The sequence below is a fragment of the Staphylococcus nepalensis genome (genome assembly GCF_002442935.1).
GTDB classification, from domain to species: domain Bacteria; phylum Bacillota; class Bacilli; order Staphylococcales; family Staphylococcaceae; genus Staphylococcus; species Staphylococcus nepalensis.
The window spans coordinates 1,091,918-1,116,236 of the sequence record NZ_CP017466.1; the positions used below are offsets into that span (position 1 = coordinate 1,091,918).

Below are 24,319 nucleotides of genomic sequence, written 5' to 3' on the forward strand. Positions count from 1 at the left end.
GACACTAATCCAAATTAATTTGGAAGTGTCGCTAAAAAAAAGGAGAGGAATATGATTAAAATTAAAGGATTGGAAAATATGGAGCAATTTGGTGAAATATTAACGAAACATCTATCTGCCGGAGATATCATATTATTGAACGGTGATCTAGGTGCGGGAAAAACAACATTAAGTCAATTTATTGGTAAAGCACTGGGGGTCAAACGTAATATTAATTCTCCAACTTTTAATATCATTAAATCTTATCAAGGTGAAACTTTAAAATTACATCATATGGATTGTTATAGATTAGAAGATAGCGAAGAAGATTTAGGTTTCGATGAATATTTTGAAGATAAAGCAATCACATTGATAGAGTGGAGTCAATTTATAACAGAATTTTTACCACCTGAGCATCTTATTATTAATATTAAAACAGTAAGCCCAACTGAAAGAGACATAGAAATAAAAGCCGTTGGTCAACATTATCTAAAAATAAAGGAGGCTGTTGAACATGAAATGCTTGTTGATTGATACATCGAATCAACCTTTATCTGTTGCAGTGATGCAAGATGATAACGTACTTAGCGAAATAAATTCAAATATAAAGCAGAATCATTCTACTCAATTGATGCCAGCTATCCAACAGGTGATTGGTGAAAGCCAAATAGCGAAAGAAGATATTGACGCGATTATTGTAGCTCAAGGACCAGGTTCTTACACAGGATTAAGAATTGGTGTAACAGTTGCTAAAACTTTAGCATACGCATTGAATGCTGAATTATACGGTATTTCATCACTCAAAGCGTTAGCTGCCACTGTGCAAGATGATAAACGTTTAATTGTACCTATTTTTGATGCCCGGAGAGAAGCAGTATATACAGGTATTTATGAATATAAAGCAAATAATTTAGTGAAAGTTAAAGAAGACCAATATTTACCAATACAAACGCTCCTTGATTTATTACATCGTATGGGCAAACCATATGTATTTGTGGGTATAGACACTGAAAAATTAAAAGACTTATTAGATAGTGAGGGTATACCTAACTTACCTAAAGCAAAATATATGAAAAAACTTATTGAAACTACTGCCGATATTCATCAATTTAAACCCAACTATATTAAATTATCTGAGGCCGAGAGAAATTGGTTAAACCAACAGAACAAGAATTAAATATACGTTTGATGACTATAAAAGATGTACCACAAGTATTTGATATAGAAAGAAATAGCTTTAATGACAGTAGTTGGACAATAGACGCTTTTTATCATGAGATAGAAAAAAATGAATTTGCGCACTATTTTATAATAGAATTTAATGAGGAAATTGTTGGTTATATTGGTATATGGATTGTGATTGATCAAGCTCAGATTACAACTGTAGCAATAGATGAGGCTTATAGAGGTTACGGGTTAGGACAATTATTATTAAAATATGCAATGAACTACGTACAAACGAAATGTGAAATTATGAGTTTAGAAGTACGTGTAGATAACGAAGTAGCACAACATGTTTATACTAATTTAGGTTTTCAATATGGTGGTAAGCGAAAAAATTATTACGGTGAAGGTGAGGATGCGATAGTGATGTGGGTGAATTTAAATGAATAATCAAACGTTAATTTTAGCAGTTGAATCTAGTTGTGATGAAACTAGTGTAAGTATTATAAAAAACGGAACGCAAATTTTAAGCAATATTGTGTTAAGTCAAATTGAAAGTCATAAACGTTTTGGTGGCGTCGTACCAGAAGTTGCGAGTAGGCATCATGTTGAAGGTATCATTACAACAATTGATCAAGCTTTAAGAGAAGCAAAATTACAAATGAAGGATATCAATGCAATTGCAGTAACGCAAGGACCTGGACTAATAGGTGCTTTATTAGTAGGTATCAATGCTGCAAAGGCGCTTGCTTTTGCTTACGACAAACCTTTGATACCCGTGCATCATATTGCAGGTCATATTTATGCTAATCATTTAGAGCACCCTTTACAATTTCCATTAATGGCTTTAATTGTTTCGGGAGGTCACACAGAACTTGTATATATGAAAGACCATTTAAATTTTGAAGTCATAGGAGAAACACGAGATGACGCAGTTGGAGAGGCTTATGATAAAGTTGCGAGAACGATTGGATTAGGTTATCCAGGTGGGCCACAAATTGATCAGTTAGCAGCAAAAGGTCAAGATAGTTATGGCTTTCCGCGCGTATGGTTAGACGCTAATAGTTATGATTTCAGTTTTAGTGGGTTAAAAAGTGCAGTGATTAACAAATTGCATAATTTACGTCAAAAAAATTGTGAAATCAAACCTGAAGATGTAGCAACTAGTTTTCAAAATAGTGTTGTAGAAGTATTGGTTGGAAAATCAATATCAGCTTGTGAAGCTTATGATGTGAAACAGTTAATTGTAGCAGGAGGCGTTGCAAGTAACAAAGGTTTAAGGGCGCAATTAACTGAAGTATGTGACACGCATGGTATTAACTTGCGTATTCCAAGCCCAAGCCTGTGTACAGATAATGCAGCAATGATTGGCGCAGCAGCGCATTATTTATATCAAGCAGGTTATACAGGAGATATGTCATTAAATGGTTTTAATAATATGGATATAGAACAATTTTCAATAGTTAAATAATTATTTAAAAATATAATAGCTCATGTATTTCTACGTTTGTTTCAGTCAAATAAGAGAAAAGTAACTAGATAAGCAGAAATATGACATCAACTTGATGGTTGGTTTCATTTTCTGCTTTTTTAATATTTAAATTTGATATAAAAATTTGTATTGAAGTAAATTAGATCTTGTTTTTAAGTAAAAAGTAATTTTGTATAGCATACTAAGTTAAAAAGTTTAAATGTGAGAAATGGGGTATAAGTATTTTAGTGTTTTTGTATGGATTCACGCATTAAAAAAGGGGGTTTTGAAATGAAATCAGTTCAGTATTTTAACTTTCAAAATAGTTTAGCTGCATTAGATTTTTACGAAAAAAATTTAGGTGCAACAGATATTCAGAGTGTAGGCGGAGATCATGAAATGTTTGCGGATATGCCTGAAGAATATCAAGTCGATAAAAACTTTACAATGAATGCGTCCTTCAAAATTTTAGGAGAAACATTCTATTGTAGTGATACATGGAAAAATAAAAAAATTGATAATAGTGGTGCGATTGTAACATTTACGTTTGACTATCATAATGAAGTGGAGAAACAACTTGCGATTGACTTTTTTAATAAAGCGATTATAGCAGGATGTGAAGAAACAATACCTTTAGGTAAGACAGAATGGTCTAATCTTTATGGTATGTTCAATGATCCATTTGGCGTAACTTGGATGATTAATGCAGAATAATAAATTTAAATACGTCAAATGGTTATGAAGACGTGCAGTGCTTAGTAAAGAGGTTTCGCTTATTTACTACACTTTACTAAGCTTCTTTTACATAAAAAAGAGACCACATCGGTCTCTCATTACCTATAAAAAATTCAATAATTGTATGGTTTTCAGTTAGGTTTGCTAGGATAAGATACATTGGTTTAGAAGGATATGATTTCTGCATCTCGCCTTTGGTTTTAAGATTAAACAATATTGCGTAAAAACTTAATTTACACCATGAAATCATTTTAAGAGGATGACGCCTGAGCACGTGAATAAACTTGTTCAGGAAAATCCATAATTCTTAATAGTTCAATAGCATTCCTCGTATCTGCTTTGCCAGATTTCACTTTGTAATCGAAAGTAATTTCATTGTCAGAAATGATTTCATTAAAATGATAATTTATATAATTGTGTTTTAATAATGAAGTTAATTCAATATCATGAGTTGCAGCAATCACTCTGTAATGTTTACAGGGGCCTAAGTAATTTAAAACAGATTCAGAAGCTGCAATTCTTTCTGTAGTATTTGTTCCCTTGAAAATTTCATCTATGAAACAATAAACCGTGTTATTTGTTTGTATATCAAATAAACGCTTTATTGATTTAATCTCGGTCATAAAATAACTATCGCCAGATAATATATCGTCTTGATTAACCATAGAAGTATAAACTAAACCTGGTTTAAATTTGAAATGCTTTGCGGTCACGGTATATACTGTTTGAGCTAATATAAGATTTAACGCGATAGATTTCATAAAAGTAGACTTACCGGAAGCGTTTGAACCAGTTAGTAAAATATGACTATTGATCTCTAAATCATTAGGCACTGCGTAATCAAGTAGGGGATGTGTAATTTCCTCAAATTCCAGTGTGCTTGCTTCGTTTTCTTCTGGAAATGTATATTGTGTTAATGTTTCCCTCCATAATGCCACAGCATAATGATTATCAATATTTGCTATATAGTCGTAACATGACATCACTTCGGACTCGTATTTTTTAAAACTATTTTGTATTAAGTGAAAAATGTGGTAATCCAGCATAAACATAGTTTTAAATAAAAAAGCAAATACCATAGCATCTTCAGACGTATTAACTTTTCCTAACAATCCACTCAGTTTACGAGCAGTTTTAAAATGACTGAAATCAACGTCTATCGTAGGGACGCCATCAATTTTTTGTAGCGCATACGCTTTTTTAATAACCATTGATGTATAAAATATTGAATTTAAATCTTGATTGAATGTCTTTTTTAGCACCCCGCTTAAAACCATATTAAAAATGGCACTAAGTATCGTTAGTAATATGCCTAAACCAGGATTGAAAAAAGAAAAAATAATAAAAATCAAAGGGAATACGTGCATAACATAAAACAATTATTTCGTTTAACCGTATATAGTTGATCCGGGAATGTTGGATAAATTGCTTTACCGATTTCTGCTAAATGTATAGAAAGTTGTATCCGAAACGATTCATCATGTTTAAATTTATGTATTAAGCTTTGGTTACTGATTGTAAACATTTTTCTTAAGGTTACATATAATCTCATTTCCCCTATAGCTGTAAAATTAAAGTTCATTTTCTCAAACATAGCGTTAATGTTTAAATCTGAATAAGTTTTATCATCTACTAATGCGTTTTTATCATATTGAAATTGATATGTATCAAACTGATAACTATATATGGTTCGGCCGAACAAAATTCTCTAGAGGCTTTTGCTTTGACCATAAGAGCTGGATATCATGCTTTAATTTTTTATTTGTCACAATATTTGTCATCATAGACACGAGGAAAGCAGCGATGATAAAAGCAATAAAAAACCAAAATAACGGTAACATAGGACCGATCTCTCTTTTTAATGATTACAATAATTATGTCATTAAATGGATTAATAAACAATTAGTTAAATGAAATAAACTTTGCTAGATGTCAATAGGGAACGTGCGTACTTATCAACAGTTAGTGTACAACCTGTGGATAAGTAGTGTGTATGTGTGTGGATATGACTTGTTATCTGAAAATTCAATACAAAATGGTATTGCTTTTTGCTTGTGGATAACTAGGATAACTCTGTGGACAGCTCTCGTTATAAGGTTTATCGCTGTTAATAATTCGAGTGTAAAAAAACATAAAAAATACGGAAAATGATAAAATCATTCCGTATTTTTGAGTAGTTCATAATTATATTAACTTTTCTTGTAATTCTGTCCATTTAGACATCACTTGTTCTAATTTTTGTTCGCTTTCTTCTTTTTCTTTGGCTAAACGACTTGCTTCTTCAGGATTGCTATATATATCTGGTAAGGTTAATTGTTCGTTAATTTCACCAATTTTACTTTCGTAGTTTTCTATATCAGCTTCAACTTGTTCGATTTGCCGTTCGATTTGCCGCTGTTCTCGTTTTTGAAGTTTTTGATCAAAATAATTATTATTTTGCGTGGTGGTTACTTCAGATTGCGTCGGAGTTTCTTGTTCTTTTTTGGCTTGGATAGCTGCATTTTCTTCTTTTTTTTCAATGAAATATTGATAATTACCTAGATACATTGTGCCGCCCTCATGATCTAAATCATAAACTTTATTTGCCAGTTGATTAATAAAATAACGATCATGGGAAACAAATAATATGGTTCCTTCAAAATGATCTAATGCTTGTTCGAGCATTTCTTTCGAATCTATATCAAGGTGGTTAGTTGGCTCATCTAATATAAGGACATTGTTGCGTTCGAGCATGAGTAACGCTAATTGTAACCGGGCTTTTTCACCACCCGAAAGATCGTTGATAATTTTTTTGACATCTTCTTGAACAAATAAGAAACGACCCAACACTGCCCGAATATCTTTTTCATTCATTGAGGGATATTGATCCCATAGATAATCGAGAATCGTCTTGTTTGATTTGAATTCAGCTTGTTTTTGATCATAGTAACCTATTTTTAAATTGGCACCTGTAGTAATTTGCCCAGCTAATTGAGGCTGAATGCCTGCAATTGTCTTGATTAATGTAGATTTACCAATACCATTGGGCCCAATAATGGCTATATGATCTCCTTTAGAAACTTCAATATTAATCCCCTTAGTGATAGCTTGTTCATAGCCAATTTCTAAATTTTTTATATGGAAAACATCGTTACCTGTGTTTCTATCAAAGTTAAATTGGATATTCGCACTTTTGGCATCAATCATTGGTTTATTGATTCTTTCAATTTTTTCGAGCATTTTTCGACGACTTTTTGCCATGCCAGTAGTTGAAGCACGTGCAATATTTTTTTCTACAAAAGTTTCTAAGCGTTTTATTTCAGCTTGTTGACGTTCGTATTCTTGCATGCGTTTTTCATAATATTTATCCCTTTGTTCAATGAATTGTTTGTAATTACCTACATAATGCTGTACATCTCCGAGTGCAACATCATAGATTTGGTTTACAATTTTATCTAAAAAGTATCTGTCATGGCTGATGATTACAATAGCGCCTTTAAAGTAATTCAAATACCCTTCTAACCATTGCGTGGTCTCCATGTCTAAATGGTTCGTAGGCTCGTCTAATAATAATAAATCAGGTTCGCTAAGGAGCATTTGGGCTAGTGAAAGTCTTGTTTTTTGACCTCCGCTAAAATCATTAATAGGGCGGTTGTAATCTGATTCAGTAAAATTCAGACCATGAAGCACTGTTTTGATTTTACTTTCGTATTGATATCCATCTTGTTGTTCAAATTCATTTGATAAATATTCATAGCGGTCAATATGTGTTTTATATTCTTCTGTATCATATTCATTTGCATGTTGCGCTAACCAATCTGTTTCTTTTTTCATTTCATTTTCAAGTTGTTTCATACTCTCAAATGGTTTAGACATTTCTTCAATAACAGTTTGATTTGTATTTAATGTCATTTGCTGTGTTAAATAGCCGAGTTTTAAATTTTTACTCTTTGAAACATGGCCACTATCATAATCTTCGACGCCAGCAATAATTTTCATTAAAGTAGATTTACCAGCACCATTGCGACCGACTATACCAATACGTTCGCCTGTTTTAACTTCAAAATCTACGTCATTAAAAATATCTTCTCCGTCGAATGATTTTGTTATATCATTTAGTTGTAATAATATCATCCGATTTTGCACCTCTCTATCCATTATCATTCTACCGTATTCTAAGCATTGTTAAAACTATCAGTGTTTATTTTTAGCATGTATTAATGTATAATGTTGTAGTAATTATAAGATTAATTAGTAATAGATCATAGTATAGGAGGACAAGATCTTGGCTAACCAAAGCGAAAAGATTCCTCGTGCCACATTGAAGCGTTTACCGTTATATTATAGATTTGTCAATACATTAAAATCTAAAGGTATAGACAGAGTTAATTCTAAAACAATTAGTGAAGGATTAAATATTGATTCTGCAACAATACGTCGTGATTTTTCTTATTTTGGTGAATTAGGCAAAAAAGGATATGGCTATAATATTGACAGTTTATTACATTTTTTCAAAAATGAAATTAGTGAAAATGATGAAATTAAAATCGCCATCGTGGGTGTAGGAAACCTAGGTAAAGCATTATTAACATATAACTTTTCTATTCATGATGAAATGACCATAACGGAAGCTTTTGATATACGAGATGAAGTGATCGGTACTGAAATTGGGCAAGTTACTGTGAGTCCATTTTCGAAGGCTACTGATATATTAAAACAAGAACAAATAGATGTTGTGATTTTAACAACGCCTGAAGATGCTGCACAACAAGTTGTAGATACTTTGGTTGATGCTGGCATTAAAGGCGTGCTCAACTTTACACCAACACGTGTGTATACACCAGTAGATGTTCAAGTCCACCATATTGATTTGGGAATTGAGCTACAATCTTTATTATTCTTTATGAAAAACTACAGTAATAAATAAGATTTTAAAGCACTGAGCTTTTTATAGATGTAAGTCACCAATCATGACGATACATTTATAAAAAGCTTTTTTATTTTCCAAATAGTTTCATATTTAATTAGTGAATTTATACTTTTTTTAAATTATTAATCATTAAAGGTTGAAATTTCCATATAAATCTAATATGATAATTCATATTGATTTTATCGGAAAAGAGGTAATGTTATGACGTGGTTAATAATCAGTGGATTGGTCGTGGGTGCGCTTCTAGGATTTGTCATGCAACGTACACGATTTTGTCTTGCTGGCGGTTTTAGAGATATGTATATTCAAAAAAGTAACAAAATGTTCTACGCATTATTAATAGCGATATCTGTACAAAGTATTGGCTTATTAATATTGACTTCCACTGGATTAGTACAAATTCCAGAATCAACATATCCAATAATTGGAACGGTAATAGGTTCATTTATTTTTGGGATTGGTATCATATTAGCTGGTGGTTGCGCCACTGGGACATGGTATAGAGCTGGAGAAGGATTGATTGGAAGTTGGTTAGCACTTATCGCATATGCATTTACTTCTGCTGCTACTAAATTTGGTTTATTGTTACCTTTAATGGACGGGGTTAATAAACCAACTAATGTAAATACTAGTATGTCACAAACAACTGGTATTCCAACTTGGGTTTGGGTTTTGTTATTAACGATTATAACTATCACATTTGTTGTGAAAACATTGCGTAAACCAAAACCAAAAGTTGCAGTTCCGAAATTAAAGCAAAAATTTACAGGCGTTCGTCATTATTTATTTGAGAAAAAATATCATCCATTTGTAGCAGCTATAGCAGTTGGTCTCATTGCACTTTTAGCATGGCCTGTCAGTGAATCTACAGGAAGAATGTATGGTTTAGGAATCACAACGCCATCTGCAAACTTAGTTCAATTTTTCGTAACTGGAGACCTTAAGCTTTTAGATTGGGGTGTTTTCCTTGTCTTAGGAATTTTTGCTGGTTCTTATATTGCAGCCAAAGGATCCAAAGAATTTAAGTGGAGATTACCAGATAAGAAAACAATTCGTAACAGCATTATTGGCGGTGTTTGCATGGGCTTTGGTGCATCAGTAGCTGGCGGTTGTTCAATAGGAAACGGATTAGTAGAAACAGCTACAATGTCGTGGAAAGGTTGGATAGCACTTGCTTCCATGATATTAGGTGCATGGTTCATGAGCTACTTTATATTTATCAAACCAATGAAAAAAGCACAAAAAGTAGAAAAATCTGCGAAGCATACAGTTTCAACGCAAACTCAAACGACTTAAGATTTTAACTTAAAGGAGGAATTAATTATGGTACATGAATTAGGAACAGTAGGAATGGTATGTCCCTTCCCTTTAATTGAAGCACAAAAGAAAATGAGTACATTGGAAAATGGTGAGGAGTTAAAAATTGACTTTGATTGCACGCAAGCAACAGAAGCGATTCCAAACTGGGCAGCTGAAGAAGGTTATCCAGTGACTAATTACGAACAGCTAGATGATGCTTCATGGACAATTACAGTTCAAAAGGCATAATGCTTTTCAATAAATAGTCGGACTGAAATATAGATGTTCATGATTGAAATAAAAATCTGGGTTTATTCCAAGTGAATAAAGCCAATTTTTAAATAATATATAAACACCTTCGTTGGATTCATAATAAAATGAATTTATACGAAGGTGTTTTTCTACGTTAAGTGTTCAATTTTTGAAGACAATTTATGATAATTAAATATAGATAGCACAATGGTTTATTATATTGGCAGGCGTTTATTGAAACAAATATCTTAAGCACAAGCGTTTCTTAGCCAACATAGTTCATTTTATTTTTAAATAGTATTTAAAGCGGTTGCAATATGATAAAATAGATGATGTTTACAATAGCAAATTAATGAGAGTGAAAATTTATGAAAAACATTGAAGACATTGCAAAAATTGCTGGTGTATCTAAAAGTACAGTTTCTAGGTATCTAAATAATGGTTCAGTCAGTAATAAAACAAAACAAAAATTAGATAAAATTATCAGTGAAAATAACTACCAACCCAATCAATTTGCACAAAGTTTAAGAGCAAGAAGGACGAATATGGTAGGTGCGATTATCCCCCGTATGAACTCTTTTGCTGTTGATGAAACTATTCAGGGTGTTAAAACAATTTGTGATAATTTAAATTATAGATTATTACTTAATTACACAAATTTAGATATTGAAAAAGAAATAGACGCGTTAGAAACCTTTAATAGAAGCAAAGTAGATGGCATCATTTTTATGGCTACAGAAATCACTGACCGACATTTAGAAGTGATTAATAAAATAGATGTACCAGTCATCATCGTTGGGCAAGCACATACTGATTTGAATTGTGTTATTCATGACGATTATCGAGCTGGTTATTTAGTAGGAAAATATATTGGAGAAAAGGGTTTTACGTGTGTTCAGTTTTTTGGCGTTACAGAAAGCGATGAGGCAGTTGGCATACAGAGGAAAGAAGGGCTTATAGATGGTTTGAAAGTAAATGGTGTAATGCCTCAAATGACATTAACCTCATTCAATTTTAAAGAAGCAATGCCAGATGTAAAGAAAACACTTAATGCATCGCCAGACTTAGAAGTAGTTATAGGCGCGACAGATTCTATTGCATTAGCAGTGCATAAAGTGATTTCAGAACAATCAAATCAAATGTTTAATCCAATGGTTGTTGGATTTGGTGGCGATCCAGTTACTGAAATTGTCTCCCCATCAATCCAAACTGTGCTATATCACTTTGAAGAAGCTGGTGAAGTAGCTATGAACCAGTTAGAGAAACTGATTCAACACGTTCCAGCAGAGTCTAAAATATTAATTGATGTCAGTCTGTCATTTAAAATATAAACAATCGATGGTATGATAAATTATATTAAGTGGAACCGGTACCAAAATCCGGAAGAATTTTCAATAGGAGGAAAAACAGTGCGTGAATGGACAAGAGATGAACGTTATCAACGTTATGAAGATATGGATCAAGATACAATAAATGAATTAACAGAACGTGTTAATCAATCCAAATATAGACAATTATTTCATATACAACCGAAAACAGGACTATTAAACGATCCTAATGGACTTATTTATTTTAACGGAGACTATTATATTTCTCATCAATGGTTCCCTTTAGGACCTGTTCATGGTTTGAAATATTGGTATACATATACAAGTAAAGATTTAATCAATTTTGCCGATAAAGGTATTTCATTAAAACCAGATACAAAAGATGATAGTCACGGAGTGTATAGTGGCAGTGCGTTTGTTTATCAAGATAACTTATATTATATGTATACTGGCAATCACAGAGATGAAGACTGGAATCGAAAATCAACACAACATATAGCTAAAGTGCATAAAAACGGTGAAGTACATAAATTTCCTAAAGCTGTGATATCGGGACCTCCGTCAGGTTATACACAGCATTTTAGAGACCCAAAAGTGTATGTTAAAGATGGGATTTATTATGCCTTTATTGCTGCTCAAAATGAGGAAGGGTTCGGCCGAATACTCCAATATCAATCCAAAGATATTGTTAATTGGACGTTTCAAGGTGAAATTCAAACAAAACTAGATGCCTTTGGATATATGTGGGAATGTCCAGACTATTTTAATTTAGATGGCTTTGATTTATTATTATTCTGTCCACAAGGTGTTGAACCAGAAGGAGAGAAATTTAGAAATATATATCAATCTGGTTATATCATGGGCCAATACGATATCGAAAATTTAGATATGAATCATGGAGATTTTCATGAATTAGATCATGGTTTTGACTTTTATGCACCACAAACTTTTACAGATGCTTCTGGAAACAGAATACTAATAGGGTGGATGGGTTTGCCAGAAATAAATTATCCTTCTGACTCTGATGATTGGGCACATTGTTTAACAATCCCACGTATTTTGTCCATTGAGCAAGGCAATTTAAAGCAACGTCCAATTAAGGCCCTTCAACAATTGAGATCTAATAAGGAAACAGCGCTAGGTTATGCAAATAAATTTACACGTTTTTTGTATCCATATGAAGGTAAACAATTTGAGTTAATCATTGATATTTTAGAAAATGAAGCTACTGAGATCTATTTTGAAATCAGAGCATCTAAATTACAATCGACACTCATCACTTATAATACGAAAACAAGAAAAATCACATTGGATCGCAGTGAAAGTGGTACATTGCCAGAACCAGTTGATGGAAAAACACGAAGTACCTATTTAGATAAGCCTTTATCTCAATTGCAATTATTTGTTGATACTTCAAGTATTGAACTATTCTGTAATGATGGTGAGCGTGTGATGACTTCAAGAATTTTTACGGATGATGAAGCCATAGGTATAAAAGCTTCTACGGAATCTGGACAAGTATTTCTTAATTTTACAAAATATGATTTAAAGGATGATAAATAAATGAAACGTTTACTTGCAATAGGAGAAGCACTAATAGATTTTATCCCTGACCAGAAGGACTCAAAATTAAAAGACGTTGAAGGGTTTACAAGGCAGGTAGGGGGCGCTCCTTGCAATGTTGCTTGTACGACGACGAAATTGGGCGGACAAGCTGAAATGATAACGCAATTAGGTACCGATGCATTCGGAGATTTAATTGTTGACACAATAGAAGAGATTGGTGTCAAAACTGATTATATTCAGCGTACAAATGAAGCAAACACTGCATTAGCATTTGTAAGTTTAACTAAGGACGGTGAACGAGATTTTTCATTTTATCGCAAACCATCTGCAGATATGTTGTATGATGCTAACAATATAGCACATATCACAGTATCGGAAAATGATATGCTACATTTTTGTTCAGTAGATTTGGTAGACAGCCCAATGAAACAAGCGCATAAAGCATTAATAGATAAGGTTAAATCAGTAAATGGTACTATTATTTTTGATCCTAATGTACGTTTACCATTATGGGACAGTGAAGCAGCTTGTAGAGCAGCCATTCATGAGTTTCTACCATTAACACATATTGTGAAAATTTCTGACGAAGAATTAACATTTGTAACAGGATTTGAAGATGAACAAAAAGCGATCGCATGGCTGTTCCAAGGCACTGTTGAAGCGGTCATTTATACTAAAGGTAGAGATGGTGCTGAAATTCATTTAAAAGATGGCACAGTCATTAGTCATTTAGGATATAAAGTACAAGCAGTAGATACAACAGGTGCTGGCGATGCATTTATAGGTGCATTAATTAATAGATTATCAGTATCTCAAATCAATAACCCTATAGAAGCTTTGAAAACTGAAGGCGAAACAATGCTGCAATTTAGTAATATAGTAGCTGCAAAAGTTACGACCAAATACGGTGCAATCGGTAGTATCCCCACTTTGGATGAGGTAGAACAAGCATTAAAAGGTTAAAAACAAAGGCTTAGAACGAAATGAGTATATATTTAATTCAATAAGCTAAACATTAAGGTTAAAACAATTCATTTTGATATGCTCTCTTTAAAGAAAGCATACTATTTTGTGTCTCAATCTCTACAACTATAAAAAAATAGCTATGAAAAATCAATCGTCATTGATTTTTCATAGCTAAGTTTAGTATGTATTAAATTTTTTTTACATTACGTACGGAAGCGTAACAGTGTTCGTTATTTTTAAAGTAAACAATACGTGATTTAGAATCAATAGATTCAATATTGTGCCTGTTAATAACGAAACTATTATGGCATCTGAAAAAGCGTTCATCTAAATTGTCGATTGCTTTCAAGTTACCATAGAATTCAATTTGTCTATTATCTAAATGGGCAATTAAACGATGAGAATTAGAGGAAGACTCAAAGAACATTACATCATCGTATTGTACATAAACAGAATTGCTTCCACGTTTTAATTCAATTGTTTCTACAGTACTTTCTTTAGAAAGTAATTTCAATCGTGTTTCAGAAGTTTCAAGACAATCAATAACTCTTGATTTCAATTCATCAGGATCATCCTTGAAAATAAAATCCATAGCCGCAACTTTATAAACAAATGTCAGATAGGTCAGTTCACTATGACTAGTGACGAAAATGATATTACTGACTGGATCATATTTTCGGATTTCGCTCGCTAATTTAATACCATTAATATCAGCTTCTAATTGTATGTCTAGAAAGTAACAACCGATATCTTTAAGTTCCTTTGCATGTTCCAATACCTCATAAGGATCAGAGGTTGCTACTTCAATTTCCATCGGTTTTTCTTCTATCATGATGTAATTATTGATAATAGAAACCAAATTTTCACGTTGTCTCTCATCATCTTCACAAATGAATATTTTCATATATACACATCCTTATGAATCTGAATTTAATATTTCTACTTTTTGAATAAAATAGTTATTATCAATGGTCGTATCTAATAAAACATTGGAAGTTGCATCGGTTATTTCTTTTAGGTTAGATAAACCTAATCCTCGGTTTTTACCTTTTGTAGAATAATTTTCTTGGAATAATGTATGTACCCTAGGCATATCTGGTTTACATTTATTCATAACAATAAATGTCACAGATGCGTCCTCATTTTTAATAAAAGCAATACGAATTAAAGGATCTTCTTCAATTTTTTCTGATGCCTCAATCGCATTATCTAGTAATATACCAATCACTCTACTTAAGTTGATAATCGGCATATCAATTTTTTCAATTGGCTCAGGCACCTCAATGCTTAGTCTAATGTTTTTTTCTTGTGCTTGTAAAATTTTAGTAGTTAATAAACCTTTAATTTCACGAACTTTTAAATTTTCAATACCATTAATTTTGAGTGACTTCATTTGCATATTATCTTGCATCGGCATAATTTCTTCGTTGAAATATTTACGTAGGCCTTCCATATCATCTTCTCTTATAAAATCAGATAAAGTTGAAAGTATATTAACATAATCATGTCGAAATTTACGCATTTCATTATTAATTTCTTCGATTTGCAACGTATATTTATAATAATTTTCAATTTCTTGCATATTACGCTTATACTGGATTTGGCGAATAATACTAAAAGAAATGGTAACGATTAAAATCGCAGTAGTAACAATTACGACTGCATACATAATTGAAATAAATTTAGCATCACCAAAAGACACATTTTGCTGTGGTAAATAAAAATAAATTAGGCCTAAAATTGTTAATAAGAATAAGCTAACTAATGTTAAATATATTTTGTTTAATGATAAATCAGAAAAAGATAAGCGTTTAATAAAAAATTTAGCAATGTAGGCATAAATTAATGAAAATATCGTGTAAGTAACAGCGTAAAATATTGAAAAATTATATTTTATGATTATTACGTCTACAATTAAACTGCTTAGCCATAAACTTGTGAAATTGGCCATATATAAAATAAAAAAACAAATTAATGCGGTGACAATACCCATGAATTTGTTTTTGAAATACATGAATACTATACTTGCTATAAACAAAAATAAGACTGCTTGAGATTCAATAGTAAGAAATAAAACAGCAGAAGGGATTATTATCCCAATAATTGAAATATAATCCCTCTTAGTAAAATGAACCCCACTTATAAGCTTCATATTATAAAATAAAATAATTGCTTGTAACAACGATAAAAGCACTGATATTAAAATCACCATATTATACACACTTTCTAACTAACTATTATTCTATTCGTATAAATCTGTTAATTCTTTAGGAATTTCAGGTTCATCGGCAAATGCAGTACAAGGTTTAACACCCGAAATTGCACCAATAGTAGCAAAAAACTTAGCAAAAAATGTTAAAAACGATTCGAAAATATTCATAATTAACCATCCTCCTTAGGGAAAAATATTGGAAGTTGCAAGATAGATATAATAATAATACCAAGTAACATTAATTGTTGATAAGGCTCATTTAAAAAGATTGAAATTATCAACAATAGTAACGTTACACTTATAGCTTTGATTCTCTTACCTTTTCTTAGTCTTTTTGGGATAGGTTGCTTTTTAGTAGCAGATGGTGCGTATATTATAATTATAATTAAACCTATAATAGCTAGTGGAAACATTACCAGAAACGGCACTTGTATATACCCGACTATCCAAGGCAGTAAAACAAAATAAACTAAACTTTCTAAATAACAAATTAGAGAATTTTTAGCATGCGCGCCATGCGCAAAATGCCTAATTATAAAAAATGATAAGTGGACAGTTAGTGTGTATAAAAATAGATGACAAAGGATAGAAACGCCATAAATTATAATCGTCTTAAAAATATTACTTACAAAAACTTGCATACCTAAACGCATTTTTAAATATTCTATATGATCTAAGTTGTTGCGTAATTGCAGGTGTTTAGCAAAGTTGTCAATTTTATTATCAATTAACTTTACCATTGGCTTTTCTCTCCTCACTCGTATTATACAATTTTAATTATATTTTAGGCGTCTCATTGCTTAAGTGTATATTTTGAATTCCTAACTGTTTGAAATTCTTATCTTCTTTATTTTAACATACAATTCTTAACGAATAAGTATGAAATATTACGAGTTAGGGAATATCTCACGCAATTAAACAGATATATGGTTAAATATAATTGTATCACAAAGAAGTGATAACATTGCTTGAGTCATTTTAACTGAATCGTTTAAATGACTATATTGATTAGACTTATGAGCAGGAGTCTAATTAATACAACTAAAAATTGTAACTGTGCTTTCTTCGTATAGTTATTGAAGTTACAAGTTTAGTTATCGTTTTCAGTTCTTTGAATACGGACAAGAGGAGGCTGATGTAGTGACAAGAACCTTTTCAGCAATAGCTAGTGATTTCGTAAAATAGTACTAAATAAGTACACAACTCGCTTAATTCTTTAAGCAAATCCCTTATTTGTATTTGTAGACCTTTCCCAGTCTCAAATCCAATTCAATTTTAACATTGTCTATAACAGAGACAAATTAAAATTAAACATGTAAGCTATCGTAAACATCATTCAATTTATCATTTTAATCGATAAATTCACTAACTTTTTTCATAATTAATAACATCCCCAAAAATAGATAGAGAAATAACTGTATAAAACATTCCCTTAATAATAAGTTACAAAACCGTGAGTCCCTCCCAAGCTCACGGTTTTTTATATTCATTTATAAAGATGAGGTCTCAAATTTTTAAAAACTGGTATTGATTCACGTTGTTTAGATACTTCATTTAAATCTAAAGAACAACTTAGTTGTCCTTCTTTATCGTTGAGTTGGTCTATCACTTCGCCATTAGGATTAATAATAATAGAATTGCCCGCATACTCGGTTTTACCATCATCACCACAACTATTGCAACCGATAACGAACATATCATTTTCAATTGCTCGTGCTTTCAACAGCGCAACCCAATGATCTAATCTAACACTTGGCCACTGTGCTACATAAATTGCTATTTCTGCGCCTTTACGTGCTGGATAACGTAGTAATTCAGGAAAACGTAAATCATAGCAAATGATTTGTGCAATTTTTACTCCATTCGAAAGTGAAAAGGGTTCAGGAACAGCATTACCTGCACTCATATAGAGTGGTTCATCTAACATAGGAACAAGGTGTACTTTATCGTAACTATTAATGAGGTAACCGTGTTTAGATACTGCAAAGGCAGTATTATAAATATCTTCTTTCATACTGTTTGATACAGAACCCGCAACGATATCAACGTGATATTGTATCGCTAATTTTGATATAAATTCAAAGCTTCGTGATAATTGTTGATCAGCAAGCTTATTTAATTGAGGTAGGGCATAACCGTTATTCCACATTTCTGGTAATACGACAACATCTGTTTCTGATGTCACATATTTAGAAAACCAATTTTTAATTGTTTCTTCATTTAATGAAACATTAGATGGTTTAATTTTAAATTGAAAGACTTCTATATTCATCTCTATCGCCCCTTAATTTAGTATTAAAGTTAATATACTAAATATTTTTAGAAAATTCAAAATTTGTTTAATAAAAAAACTGACAGTGAAGTTTAACAACTTACCGTCAGTTATAAAAATTTAATTCTATTAACTAGCATATGAGTTTAATTATTTTCTAATAAGGAAACGTTTGCTTACATCATTAAATTCTTTTTCGCCAGCTTCTTCACGGACATTACCGAAAGGCATTTGTCCCACAAGTTTCCAAGTTTTTGGAATATCAAATGCTTCAGCAACGGCTACATCTACAAGAGGGTTGTAATGTTGGAGAGAAGCACCAATGCCCTCAGTACTTAATGCTGTCCAAATTGCGAATTGGTGCATAGCATTTGTTTGATTAGACCAAACCGCAAAATTTTCTGCGTAGTTTGGCATTTGATTTTGTAAACCTTCGATTACTTCTTCATCTTCAAAGAATAAAATAGTGCCATGTGAATGTTTGAAGTTGTCAATTTTGTCTGCAGTAGGTTGGAAATCACGGTCAGGGCCCATTACATTTTTAAGTTCTTCTTTTGCGATTTCCCAAAATTTATCATGATTATTATTCAATAATAATACAACGCGTGTTGATTGTGAGTTAAATGAAGATGGTACATGTTTAATAGCGTGTTCAATTATATTTTCAACTTCTTTATCAGAAATTGAAATTTCTTTATCTAAACTATATACTGTGCGTCTAGTTTCTATAGCATTTTGCAATGCATCTAAATCTTTTGATTTTTTAGTGAAAATTCCCATTATGATAGCTCCTTTAATAATTCAAATTATATACCTAGTATAAATATTATATCAGAGTTTGTAAATAGGGTTTTTACAAAAAATTTCAGATTTATTACTTTTTCCTTTCAAAAAGCATCTAACTAATGAAAAAAAGTATGCTTTCTAATATAATAAAACTGAATGTAAAATGAATAATCGGAGGTGAGAGAATGAAAAGGTATAAAACAAATAAACTGTTAGTTTCTGGCTTCGCTTTTGCTGTAGGAGCTACTTTAATGTCTAAACCTATTCTAGCCGAAGAAGAAAATAAAGATACTAACAAAAATAACAATTTATCAATGAATTTAGCCAAAGATATTAGCGATAAAAATAAGGCGGTAAATTCAAAGTTTATGCCTTCAGTTTCTGACCTTTATGCAACAAACTATAATACAGAAAATACAAATTCGAATGTTGATGAAGCAACTGCTAATACAAATAATGCTTCAACGGATATACCAAATCAAGATGTAAATGATGGTACAAATGAAGGCACAAATGATTCAACAAATTCGAATCAACCAAACGATAATGGCGAAAGCACATCCAATAATCCAGATGAATCAAATGATGAACATATACCGATCAATTCAGATAATACAAACGATGATAGTACTTCAAACTCAGATATAAGTGACGATACAAATTCGGATCAACCAAGTAATGACGGCGGAGGTATGCCGAGCGATTCAAATAATTCAAATGACAATAATAGCTCAAATTCGGATGAATCTGATGACACAAATCAAGGCACAGATGATTCAAACAATTCGGAACAACCAAATAATGGTGATGGAAACACACCAACAAATCCAGATAAACCGAATGATGGAAACACCTCAAATCCGAATGAACCTGATGACACAAATCAAGGCACAGATGATTCAAACAATTCGGAACAACCAAATAATGGTGATGGAAACACACCAACAAATCCAGATAAACCGAATGATGGAAACACCTCAAATCCGAATGAACCTGGTGACACCAATGAAGGCACAGATGATTCAAACAATTCGGAACAACCAAATAATGGTGATGGAGACACACCAACAAATCCAGATAAACCGAATGATGGAAACACCTCAAATCCGAATGAACCTGGCGACACCAATGAAGGCACAGATGATTCAAACAATTCGGAACAACCAAATAATGGTGGTGGAGGTACGCCAACAAATCCAGATAAACCGAATGATGGAAACACCTCAAATCCGGATGAATCTGGCGACACCAATGAAGGCACAGATGATTCAAACAATTCGGAACAACCAAATAATGGTGGCGGAGGTACGCCAACCAACCCAGACAACTCGAATGGCGAGGGCACAACAAATCCAAATGGCGTAGGTAATACAAACGAAGGGGCAGGTAATTCAACTTCCTCAGGTCAGTCGTCTAACTCCAATAATCTTAATAACCCTTCGAAGCCTAATAATGAAGATGATAAGGGCGATATCGGTGATAATTATCAACGAATACAACCAAATAGGCCTTCAAACCCATCACGACCTAATGTGCAAAGACCAGTTGAAAATGAAAAGTCTAATGGTCAGCAAAACAACATTACACAAAGGTCTCATTCGAATAACCAACATAGCGAATTAAACTATGGTAATTTACCAGCTAATGAAAGTACAAAACAAGCATCCTCAAATATAAATAATGAACATCAAATTTTAAACAGATTTAGCCAAATGTCTACTGGATCTTTCAAATATAATCCTTTTGTTGTGAATCAAGCAAAACAATTAAACGATAATCAAGATGATGTTTCGAACAAAGAAATTTTATCAATGCTTAGACCACACAAATTTGATGATAATAGTTTTTTAAACGAGTTACAAAAAGGCACAAATTATTTTAAGTTCCAGTATTTTAACCCGTTAAAATCACAAGATTATTATCAAAATTTAGATAATCAAGTATTAGCATTGATTACTGGAGAAATTGGTTCAATGCCAGATTTGAAAAATCCAAAAACCAAAAATGCTTCAGGCAAATATGAGTATCACTCAAGTAGTGATGAAGAAATAACCGAGACTACAAAAAGAGATGCCCAAAATACCATTGATATCAAATTTGAACGCACTTTATTTGCTTTAATCACAGCGATTATTGTAATTTTTGTAGGTGTACTGGTTGGATATTTTGTTCATCGTAAAAACAACAAAATAAAATAAATACAGTCATTAATTGAATTGACATAAAAAAAAGATGAAAGAAAAACCTAATCTAGAAAAAGTTTCGTTATCCTTCCTAAGCGTGGATATCAAAATTGAAACAATGATGTTTTTGGTTTAACCACATGCTTTTGATATCAATAAAGAGCCTGAGACAATCGTTGTCTCAGGCTCTTTTCTTAATATATTTTGTCACTCCAATAATCTAAATAATTAAATTAAAGATAAATGAAGCTGTTTCTTGTAATTCTTTTATTTTTTCTGGCCCTACTAAAACTTGAATGATAACTACAAAACCGTTTTGCATCATATGTACAACAATTGGCACCCATATACGTTTTGTAAAAGCATATAAACCTGAAAAAATCATTCCCATGCCAAAGTAAATTATAAAGAAAGCAGGGTCGCCATGCGCAGCACTAAAAATAATAGAACTTACGATTGAAGCTACAATGAATCGTAACGCTTTACTACCCTTCATAAGGTTATACAATTCACCGAATATAACTTTTCTAAATACATATTCTTCAAGAATAGGCCCTACTACTGAGATTAAAATAATAAAGACAGGTATTTCTTGGGCTACTTTCATTAATTGTTCAGTGTTAGGGCTTGATTTAGGGCCACCTAGAACATACATATTAATAATGCCGGCAATAATTTGATAAAACATAACACATACATATCCAATTAATGACCATAAAATTGCATAACGTTTCTTTTCCTTATGCTGTTGTTCAAGCTGTGTAGGATTAGAAATAAAGTTGTTGATAATAATGATGATAAATGCTGCAATAATAAATAAAGTTACTTGTGTATAAATATTAGCAAATGCTAATGATTTACCACTTAGATTGTTAAAAAAGCCTGCCATATGAAAAAATAAAACACCATATTGTGCAAGGCCATAAATAATTAATGTCAATATGGATACCCACAAACGAGACATAATGAACCTCCAAAAATAGTTTATACTCTATTTTAGCGCAAATTAGTTTTTCATACAAAATAAACAGTGATGGTTTTAACTTGAAATATTGACCAACTTTGATTATTATAGAAAGTAGATTAGCACTCTGATTAACTAAGTGCTAAAGATTTTTAATTCTAAGGAGGAACAATCAATGTTAAAACCATTAGGTAACCGAGTAATTATTCAAAAAATAGAACAAGAGCAAACAACAAAAAGTGGTATCGTATTAACAGATAGCGCTAAAGAGAAGTCAAACGAAGGTACGATAATTGCAGTAGGTGCAGGGCGTATTTTAAAAGATGGTTCTCGAGTTGCTCCTGAAGTAAACGAAGGCGATAACGTTGTATTTCAACAATTTGCCGGTACTGAAGTTAAACGTGGAGACGAAACTTATTTAATCCTTAATGAAGACGATATTTTAGCAATTATTGAATAGAAAATAAAAAATTAACTTTATAAAATACTAACAACATGGAGGTACGAGAAATATGGCTAAAGATTTAAAATTCTCTGAAGATGCACGTCAATCTATGCTTAGAGGTGTAGACAAATTAGCAAATGCTGTCAAAGTTACAATTGGACCAAAAGGACGTAACGTTGTATTAGATAAAGAATATACATCACCATTAATTACAAATGATGGGGTAACAATCGCTAAAGAGATTGAATTAGAAGATCCATATGAAAATATGGGTGCGAAATTAGTACAAGAAGTAGCTAATAAGACAAATGAGATTGCTGGCGATGGTACTACTACTGCAACTGTATTAGCACAAGCAATGATTCAAGAAGGTTTGAAAAACGTAACAAGTGGTGCTAACCCAGTTGGTTTACGCCAAGGCATTGATAAAGCTGTTGACGTTGCAATTGAAGCATTACATGAAATTTCACAAAATGTGGATAATAAAAATGAAATTGCACAAGTTGGTTCTATTTCGGCAGCAGATGAAGAAATCGGTAAATATATTTCTGAAGCAATGGAAAAAGTTGGCAATGATGGCGTTATTACTATTGAAGAATCAAGTGGTTTTAACACAGAACTAGAAGTGGTTGAAGGTATGCAATTCGATAGAGGTTATCAATCACCATATATGGTAACTGATTCCGATAAAATGGTTGCTGAGCTAGAAAGACCATACATTTTAATTACAGATAAAAAGATTTCATCATTCCAAGATATCTTACCGCTATTAGAACAAGTAGTTCAATCTAATCGTCCAATTTTAATTGTAGCTGATGATGTAGAGGGCGACGCATTAACAAATATTGTTTTAAACCGTATGCGCGGCACGTTTACTGCAGTAGCTGTAAAAGCACCCGGATTTGGTGATCGTCGTAAAGCAATGTTAGAAGATTTAGCAATCTTAACAGGTGCGCAAGTTATTACAGATGATTTAGGTTTAGAGTTAAAAGATGCATCACTTGATATGTTAGGTACATCAAATAAAGCTGAAGTTACTAAAGACAATACTACAATCGTCGATGGTGATGGCGATCAAAATAATATAGATGCAAGAGTAAGCCAAATCAAAGCTCAAATTGAAGAAACTGATTCAGATTTTGATAGAGAAAAATTACAAGAACGTTTAGCTAAATTAGCAGGTGGCGTTGCAGTAATTAAAGTGGGCGCAGCAAGTGAAACTGAATTAAAAGAACGCAAATTACGTATTGAAGATGCTTTAAACTCTACTAGAGCTGCTGTGGAAGAAGGTATCGTAGCAGGCGGTGGCACAGCATTTATGAATATTTATGATAAAGTATCTAAAATTGAAGCTGATGGCGATGTAGCTACAGGAGTGAATATTGTCCTGAAAGCTTTAGAAGCACCAGTTCGTCAAATAGCAATAAACGCTGGTCTAGAAGGTTCAATTATAGTTGAAAGACTTAAAAATTCAGAAGTAGGTGTCGGTTTTAATGCGGCAACTAACGAATGGGTTAATATGCTAGAAGCTGGAATTGTGGACCCAACAAAAGTGACACGTTCATCGCTTCAACATGCAGCAAGTGTTGCAGCAATGTTCTTAACTACTGAAGCAGTTGTAGCTAATATCCCAGAAGAAAGCGGTAATGACCCACAACCAGGCATGGGTGGTATGCCAGGCATGATGTAAAATAACCATTCAAGGCTGTTATATCAATATTTAGGTTGTTGACATGACATCATTTTACGTAAAAATTTTAAAATAATGCTTTATTGACGTTTCTCATT

General features: G+C 32.3%; 22 protein-coding genes and 1 pseudogene. 14 read left to right on the plus strand and 9 right to left on the minus strand.

The window, feature by feature from the left end; translation table 11 throughout:
• Nucleotides 1–51 precede the first annotated feature (51 nt).
• The 5 genes from tsaE to BJG89_RS05015 all read left to right on the plus strand — a co-directional run bounded on the left by tsaE (nt 52) and on the right by BJG89_RS05015 (nt 3,328).
• Entirely contained in the window at nt 52–513 is a 462-nt protein-coding gene (gene tsaE, locus BJG89_RS04995; protein ID WP_096808839.1) for a tRNA (adenosine(37)-N6)-threonylcarbamoyltransferase complex ATPase subunit type 1 TsaE, read from the plus strand.
• The gene (gene tsaB / locus BJG89_RS05000; protein ID WP_096808840.1) at nt 494–1,156 is read left to right on the plus strand and encodes a tRNA (adenosine(37)-N6)-threonylcarbamoyltransferase complex dimerization subunit type 1 TsaB; all 663 of its coding nucleotides are present in this window, start codon (nt 494–496) and stop codon (nt 1,154–1,156) included. The genes tsaE and tsaB overlap by 20 nt, the downstream gene beginning before the upstream one ends.
• Complete coding sequence (rimI, locus tag BJG89_RS05005; protein WP_096808841.1) at nt 1,129–1,593, plus strand: ribosomal protein S18-alanine N-acetyltransferase; 465 nt, start codon at nt 1,129–1,131, stop codon at nt 1,591–1,593. The genes tsaB and rimI overlap by 28 nt, the downstream gene beginning before the upstream one ends.
• Nucleotides 1,586–2,614, plus strand: a complete 1,029-nt coding sequence (gene tsaD, locus BJG89_RS05010) for a tRNA (adenosine(37)-N6)-threonylcarbamoyltransferase complex transferase subunit TsaD (protein ID WP_096808842.1) — start codon at nt 1,586–1,588, stop codon at nt 2,612–2,614. The genes rimI and tsaD overlap by 8 nt, the downstream gene beginning before the upstream one ends.
• A gap of 291 nt (nt 2,615–2,905) precedes the next feature.
• Entirely contained in the window at nt 2,906–3,328 is a 423-nt protein-coding gene (locus BJG89_RS05015; RefSeq protein WP_096808843.1) for a VOC family protein, read from the plus strand.
• A gap of 272 nt (nt 3,329–3,600) precedes the next feature.
• Here BJG89_RS05015 and BJG89_RS05025 read toward each other — a convergent pair.
• Nucleotides 3,601–5,190 (minus strand): annotated as a pseudogene (locus tag BJG89_RS05025) (MutS-related protein).
• 343 nt (nt 5,191–5,533) lie between these two features.
• The gene (locus BJG89_RS05030; protein WP_096808845.1) at nt 5,534–7,462 is read right to left on the minus strand and encodes an ABC-F family ATP-binding cassette domain-containing protein; all 1,929 of its coding nucleotides are present in this window, start codon (nt 7,460–7,462) and stop codon (nt 5,534–5,536) included.
• Between the two features lie 151 nt (nt 7,463–7,613).
• On the opposite strand from BJG89_RS05030, the gene BJG89_RS05035 reads away from it, so the two are divergent.
• The 6 genes from BJG89_RS05035 to BJG89_RS05060 all read left to right on the plus strand — a co-directional run bounded on the left by BJG89_RS05035 (nt 7,614) and on the right by BJG89_RS05060 (nt 13,666).
• Complete coding sequence (locus BJG89_RS05035; protein WP_096808846.1) at nt 7,614–8,255, plus strand: redox-sensing transcriptional repressor Rex; 642 nt, start codon at nt 7,614–7,616, stop codon at nt 8,253–8,255.
• A 204-nt stretch (nt 8,256–8,459) separates the two neighbouring features.
• Nucleotides 8,460–9,554 carry a YeeE/YedE family protein gene (locus BJG89_RS05040; RefSeq protein WP_096808847.1) on the plus strand — a complete coding sequence of 365 codons (1,095 nt, stop codon included), beginning with the start codon at nt 8,460–8,462 and terminating at the stop codon, nt 9,552–9,554.
• A gap of 27 nt (nt 9,555–9,581) precedes the next feature.
• A complete protein-coding gene (locus BJG89_RS05045) occupies nt 9,582–9,806 on the plus strand; it encodes a sulfurtransferase TusA family protein (RefSeq protein ID WP_096808848.1) in 225 nt (74 codons plus the stop codon).
• 371 nt (nt 9,807–10,177) lie between these two features.
• On the plus strand, nt 10,178–11,140 hold the full coding sequence (locus tag BJG89_RS05050) for a LacI family DNA-binding transcriptional regulator (RefSeq protein WP_096808849.1): 963 nt from the start codon (nt 10,178–10,180) through the stop codon (nt 11,138–11,140).
• A 78-nt stretch (nt 11,141–11,218) separates the two neighbouring features.
• Nucleotides 11,219–12,700, plus strand: a complete 1,482-nt coding sequence (locus tag BJG89_RS05055) for a sucrose-6-phosphate hydrolase (protein WP_096808850.1) — start codon at nt 11,219–11,221, stop codon at nt 12,698–12,700.
• On the plus strand, nt 12,701–13,666 hold the full coding sequence (locus BJG89_RS05060; protein ID WP_096808851.1) for a carbohydrate kinase family protein: 966 nt from the start codon (nt 12,701–12,703) through the stop codon (nt 13,664–13,666).
• A 190-nt stretch (nt 13,667–13,856) separates the two neighbouring features.
• Here BJG89_RS05060 and agrA read toward each other — a convergent pair whose 3' ends face one another.
• From agrA to BJG89_RS05090, 6 genes are all read right to left on the minus strand, one after another.
• The gene (gene agrA / locus BJG89_RS05065) at nt 13,857–14,573 is read right to left on the minus strand and encodes a quorum-sensing response regulator AgrA (protein ID WP_096808852.1); all 717 of its coding nucleotides are present in this window, start codon (nt 14,571–14,573) and stop codon (nt 13,857–13,859) included.
• Between the two features lie 12 nt (nt 14,574–14,585).
• Nucleotides 14,586–15,881, minus strand: coding sequence for a quorum-sensing sensor histidine kinase AgrC (agrC, locus tag BJG89_RS05070; RefSeq protein WP_096808853.1), 1,296 nt, complete (start codon nt 15,879–15,881; stop codon nt 14,586–14,588).
• Nucleotides 15,882–15,911: 30 nt separating this feature from the next.
• Entirely contained in the window at nt 15,912–16,049 is a 138-nt protein-coding gene (gene agrD, locus BJG89_RS05075; protein WP_096808854.1) for a cyclic lactone autoinducer peptide AgrD, read from the minus strand.
• A 2-nt stretch (nt 16,050–16,051) separates the two neighbouring features.
• The gene (locus tag BJG89_RS05080; RefSeq protein ID WP_096808855.1) at nt 16,052–16,621 is read right to left on the minus strand and encodes an accessory gene regulator AgrB; all 570 of its coding nucleotides are present in this window, start codon (nt 16,619–16,621) and stop codon (nt 16,052–16,054) included.
• 746 nt (nt 16,622–17,367) lie between these two features.
• Nucleotides 17,368–18,153, minus strand: coding sequence for a carbon-nitrogen family hydrolase (locus BJG89_RS05085; RefSeq protein ID WP_096808856.1), 786 nt, complete (start codon nt 18,151–18,153; stop codon nt 17,368–17,370).
• 150 nt (nt 18,154–18,303) lie between these two features.
• Nucleotides 18,304–18,933 carry a nitroreductase family protein gene (locus BJG89_RS05090; protein WP_096808857.1) on the minus strand — a complete coding sequence of 210 codons (630 nt, stop codon included), beginning with the start codon at nt 18,931–18,933 and terminating at the stop codon, nt 18,304–18,306.
• A gap of 191 nt (nt 18,934–19,124) precedes the next feature.
• Here BJG89_RS05090 and BJG89_RS05095 point away from each other — a divergent pair, with 191 nt between their 5' ends.
• Nucleotides 19,125–21,137, plus strand: a complete 2,013-nt coding sequence (locus tag BJG89_RS05095; protein WP_096808858.1) for an SdrH family protein — start codon at nt 19,125–19,127, stop codon at nt 21,135–21,137.
• A 205-nt stretch (nt 21,138–21,342) separates the two neighbouring features.
• Here BJG89_RS05095 and mroQ read toward each other — a convergent pair whose 3' ends face one another.
• Nucleotides 21,343–22,086: an intramembrane glutamic endopeptidase MroQ gene (gene mroQ / locus BJG89_RS05100; protein ID WP_096808859.1), complete on the minus strand. Its 744-nt coding sequence runs from the start codon at nt 22,084–22,086 to the stop codon at nt 21,343–21,345.
• A gap of 175 nt (nt 22,087–22,261) precedes the next feature.
• Between mroQ and groES the strand changes: the two genes are divergently transcribed.
• Complete coding sequence (gene groES / locus BJG89_RS05105) at nt 22,262–22,546, plus strand: co-chaperone GroES (RefSeq protein ID WP_096808860.1); 285 nt, start codon at nt 22,262–22,264, stop codon at nt 22,544–22,546.
• Between the two features lie 52 nt (nt 22,547–22,598).
• A complete protein-coding gene (gene groL / locus BJG89_RS05110; protein ID WP_096808861.1) occupies nt 22,599–24,221 on the plus strand; it encodes a chaperonin GroEL in 1,623 nt (540 codons plus the stop codon).
• Nucleotides 24,222–24,319 lie beyond the last annotated feature (98 nt).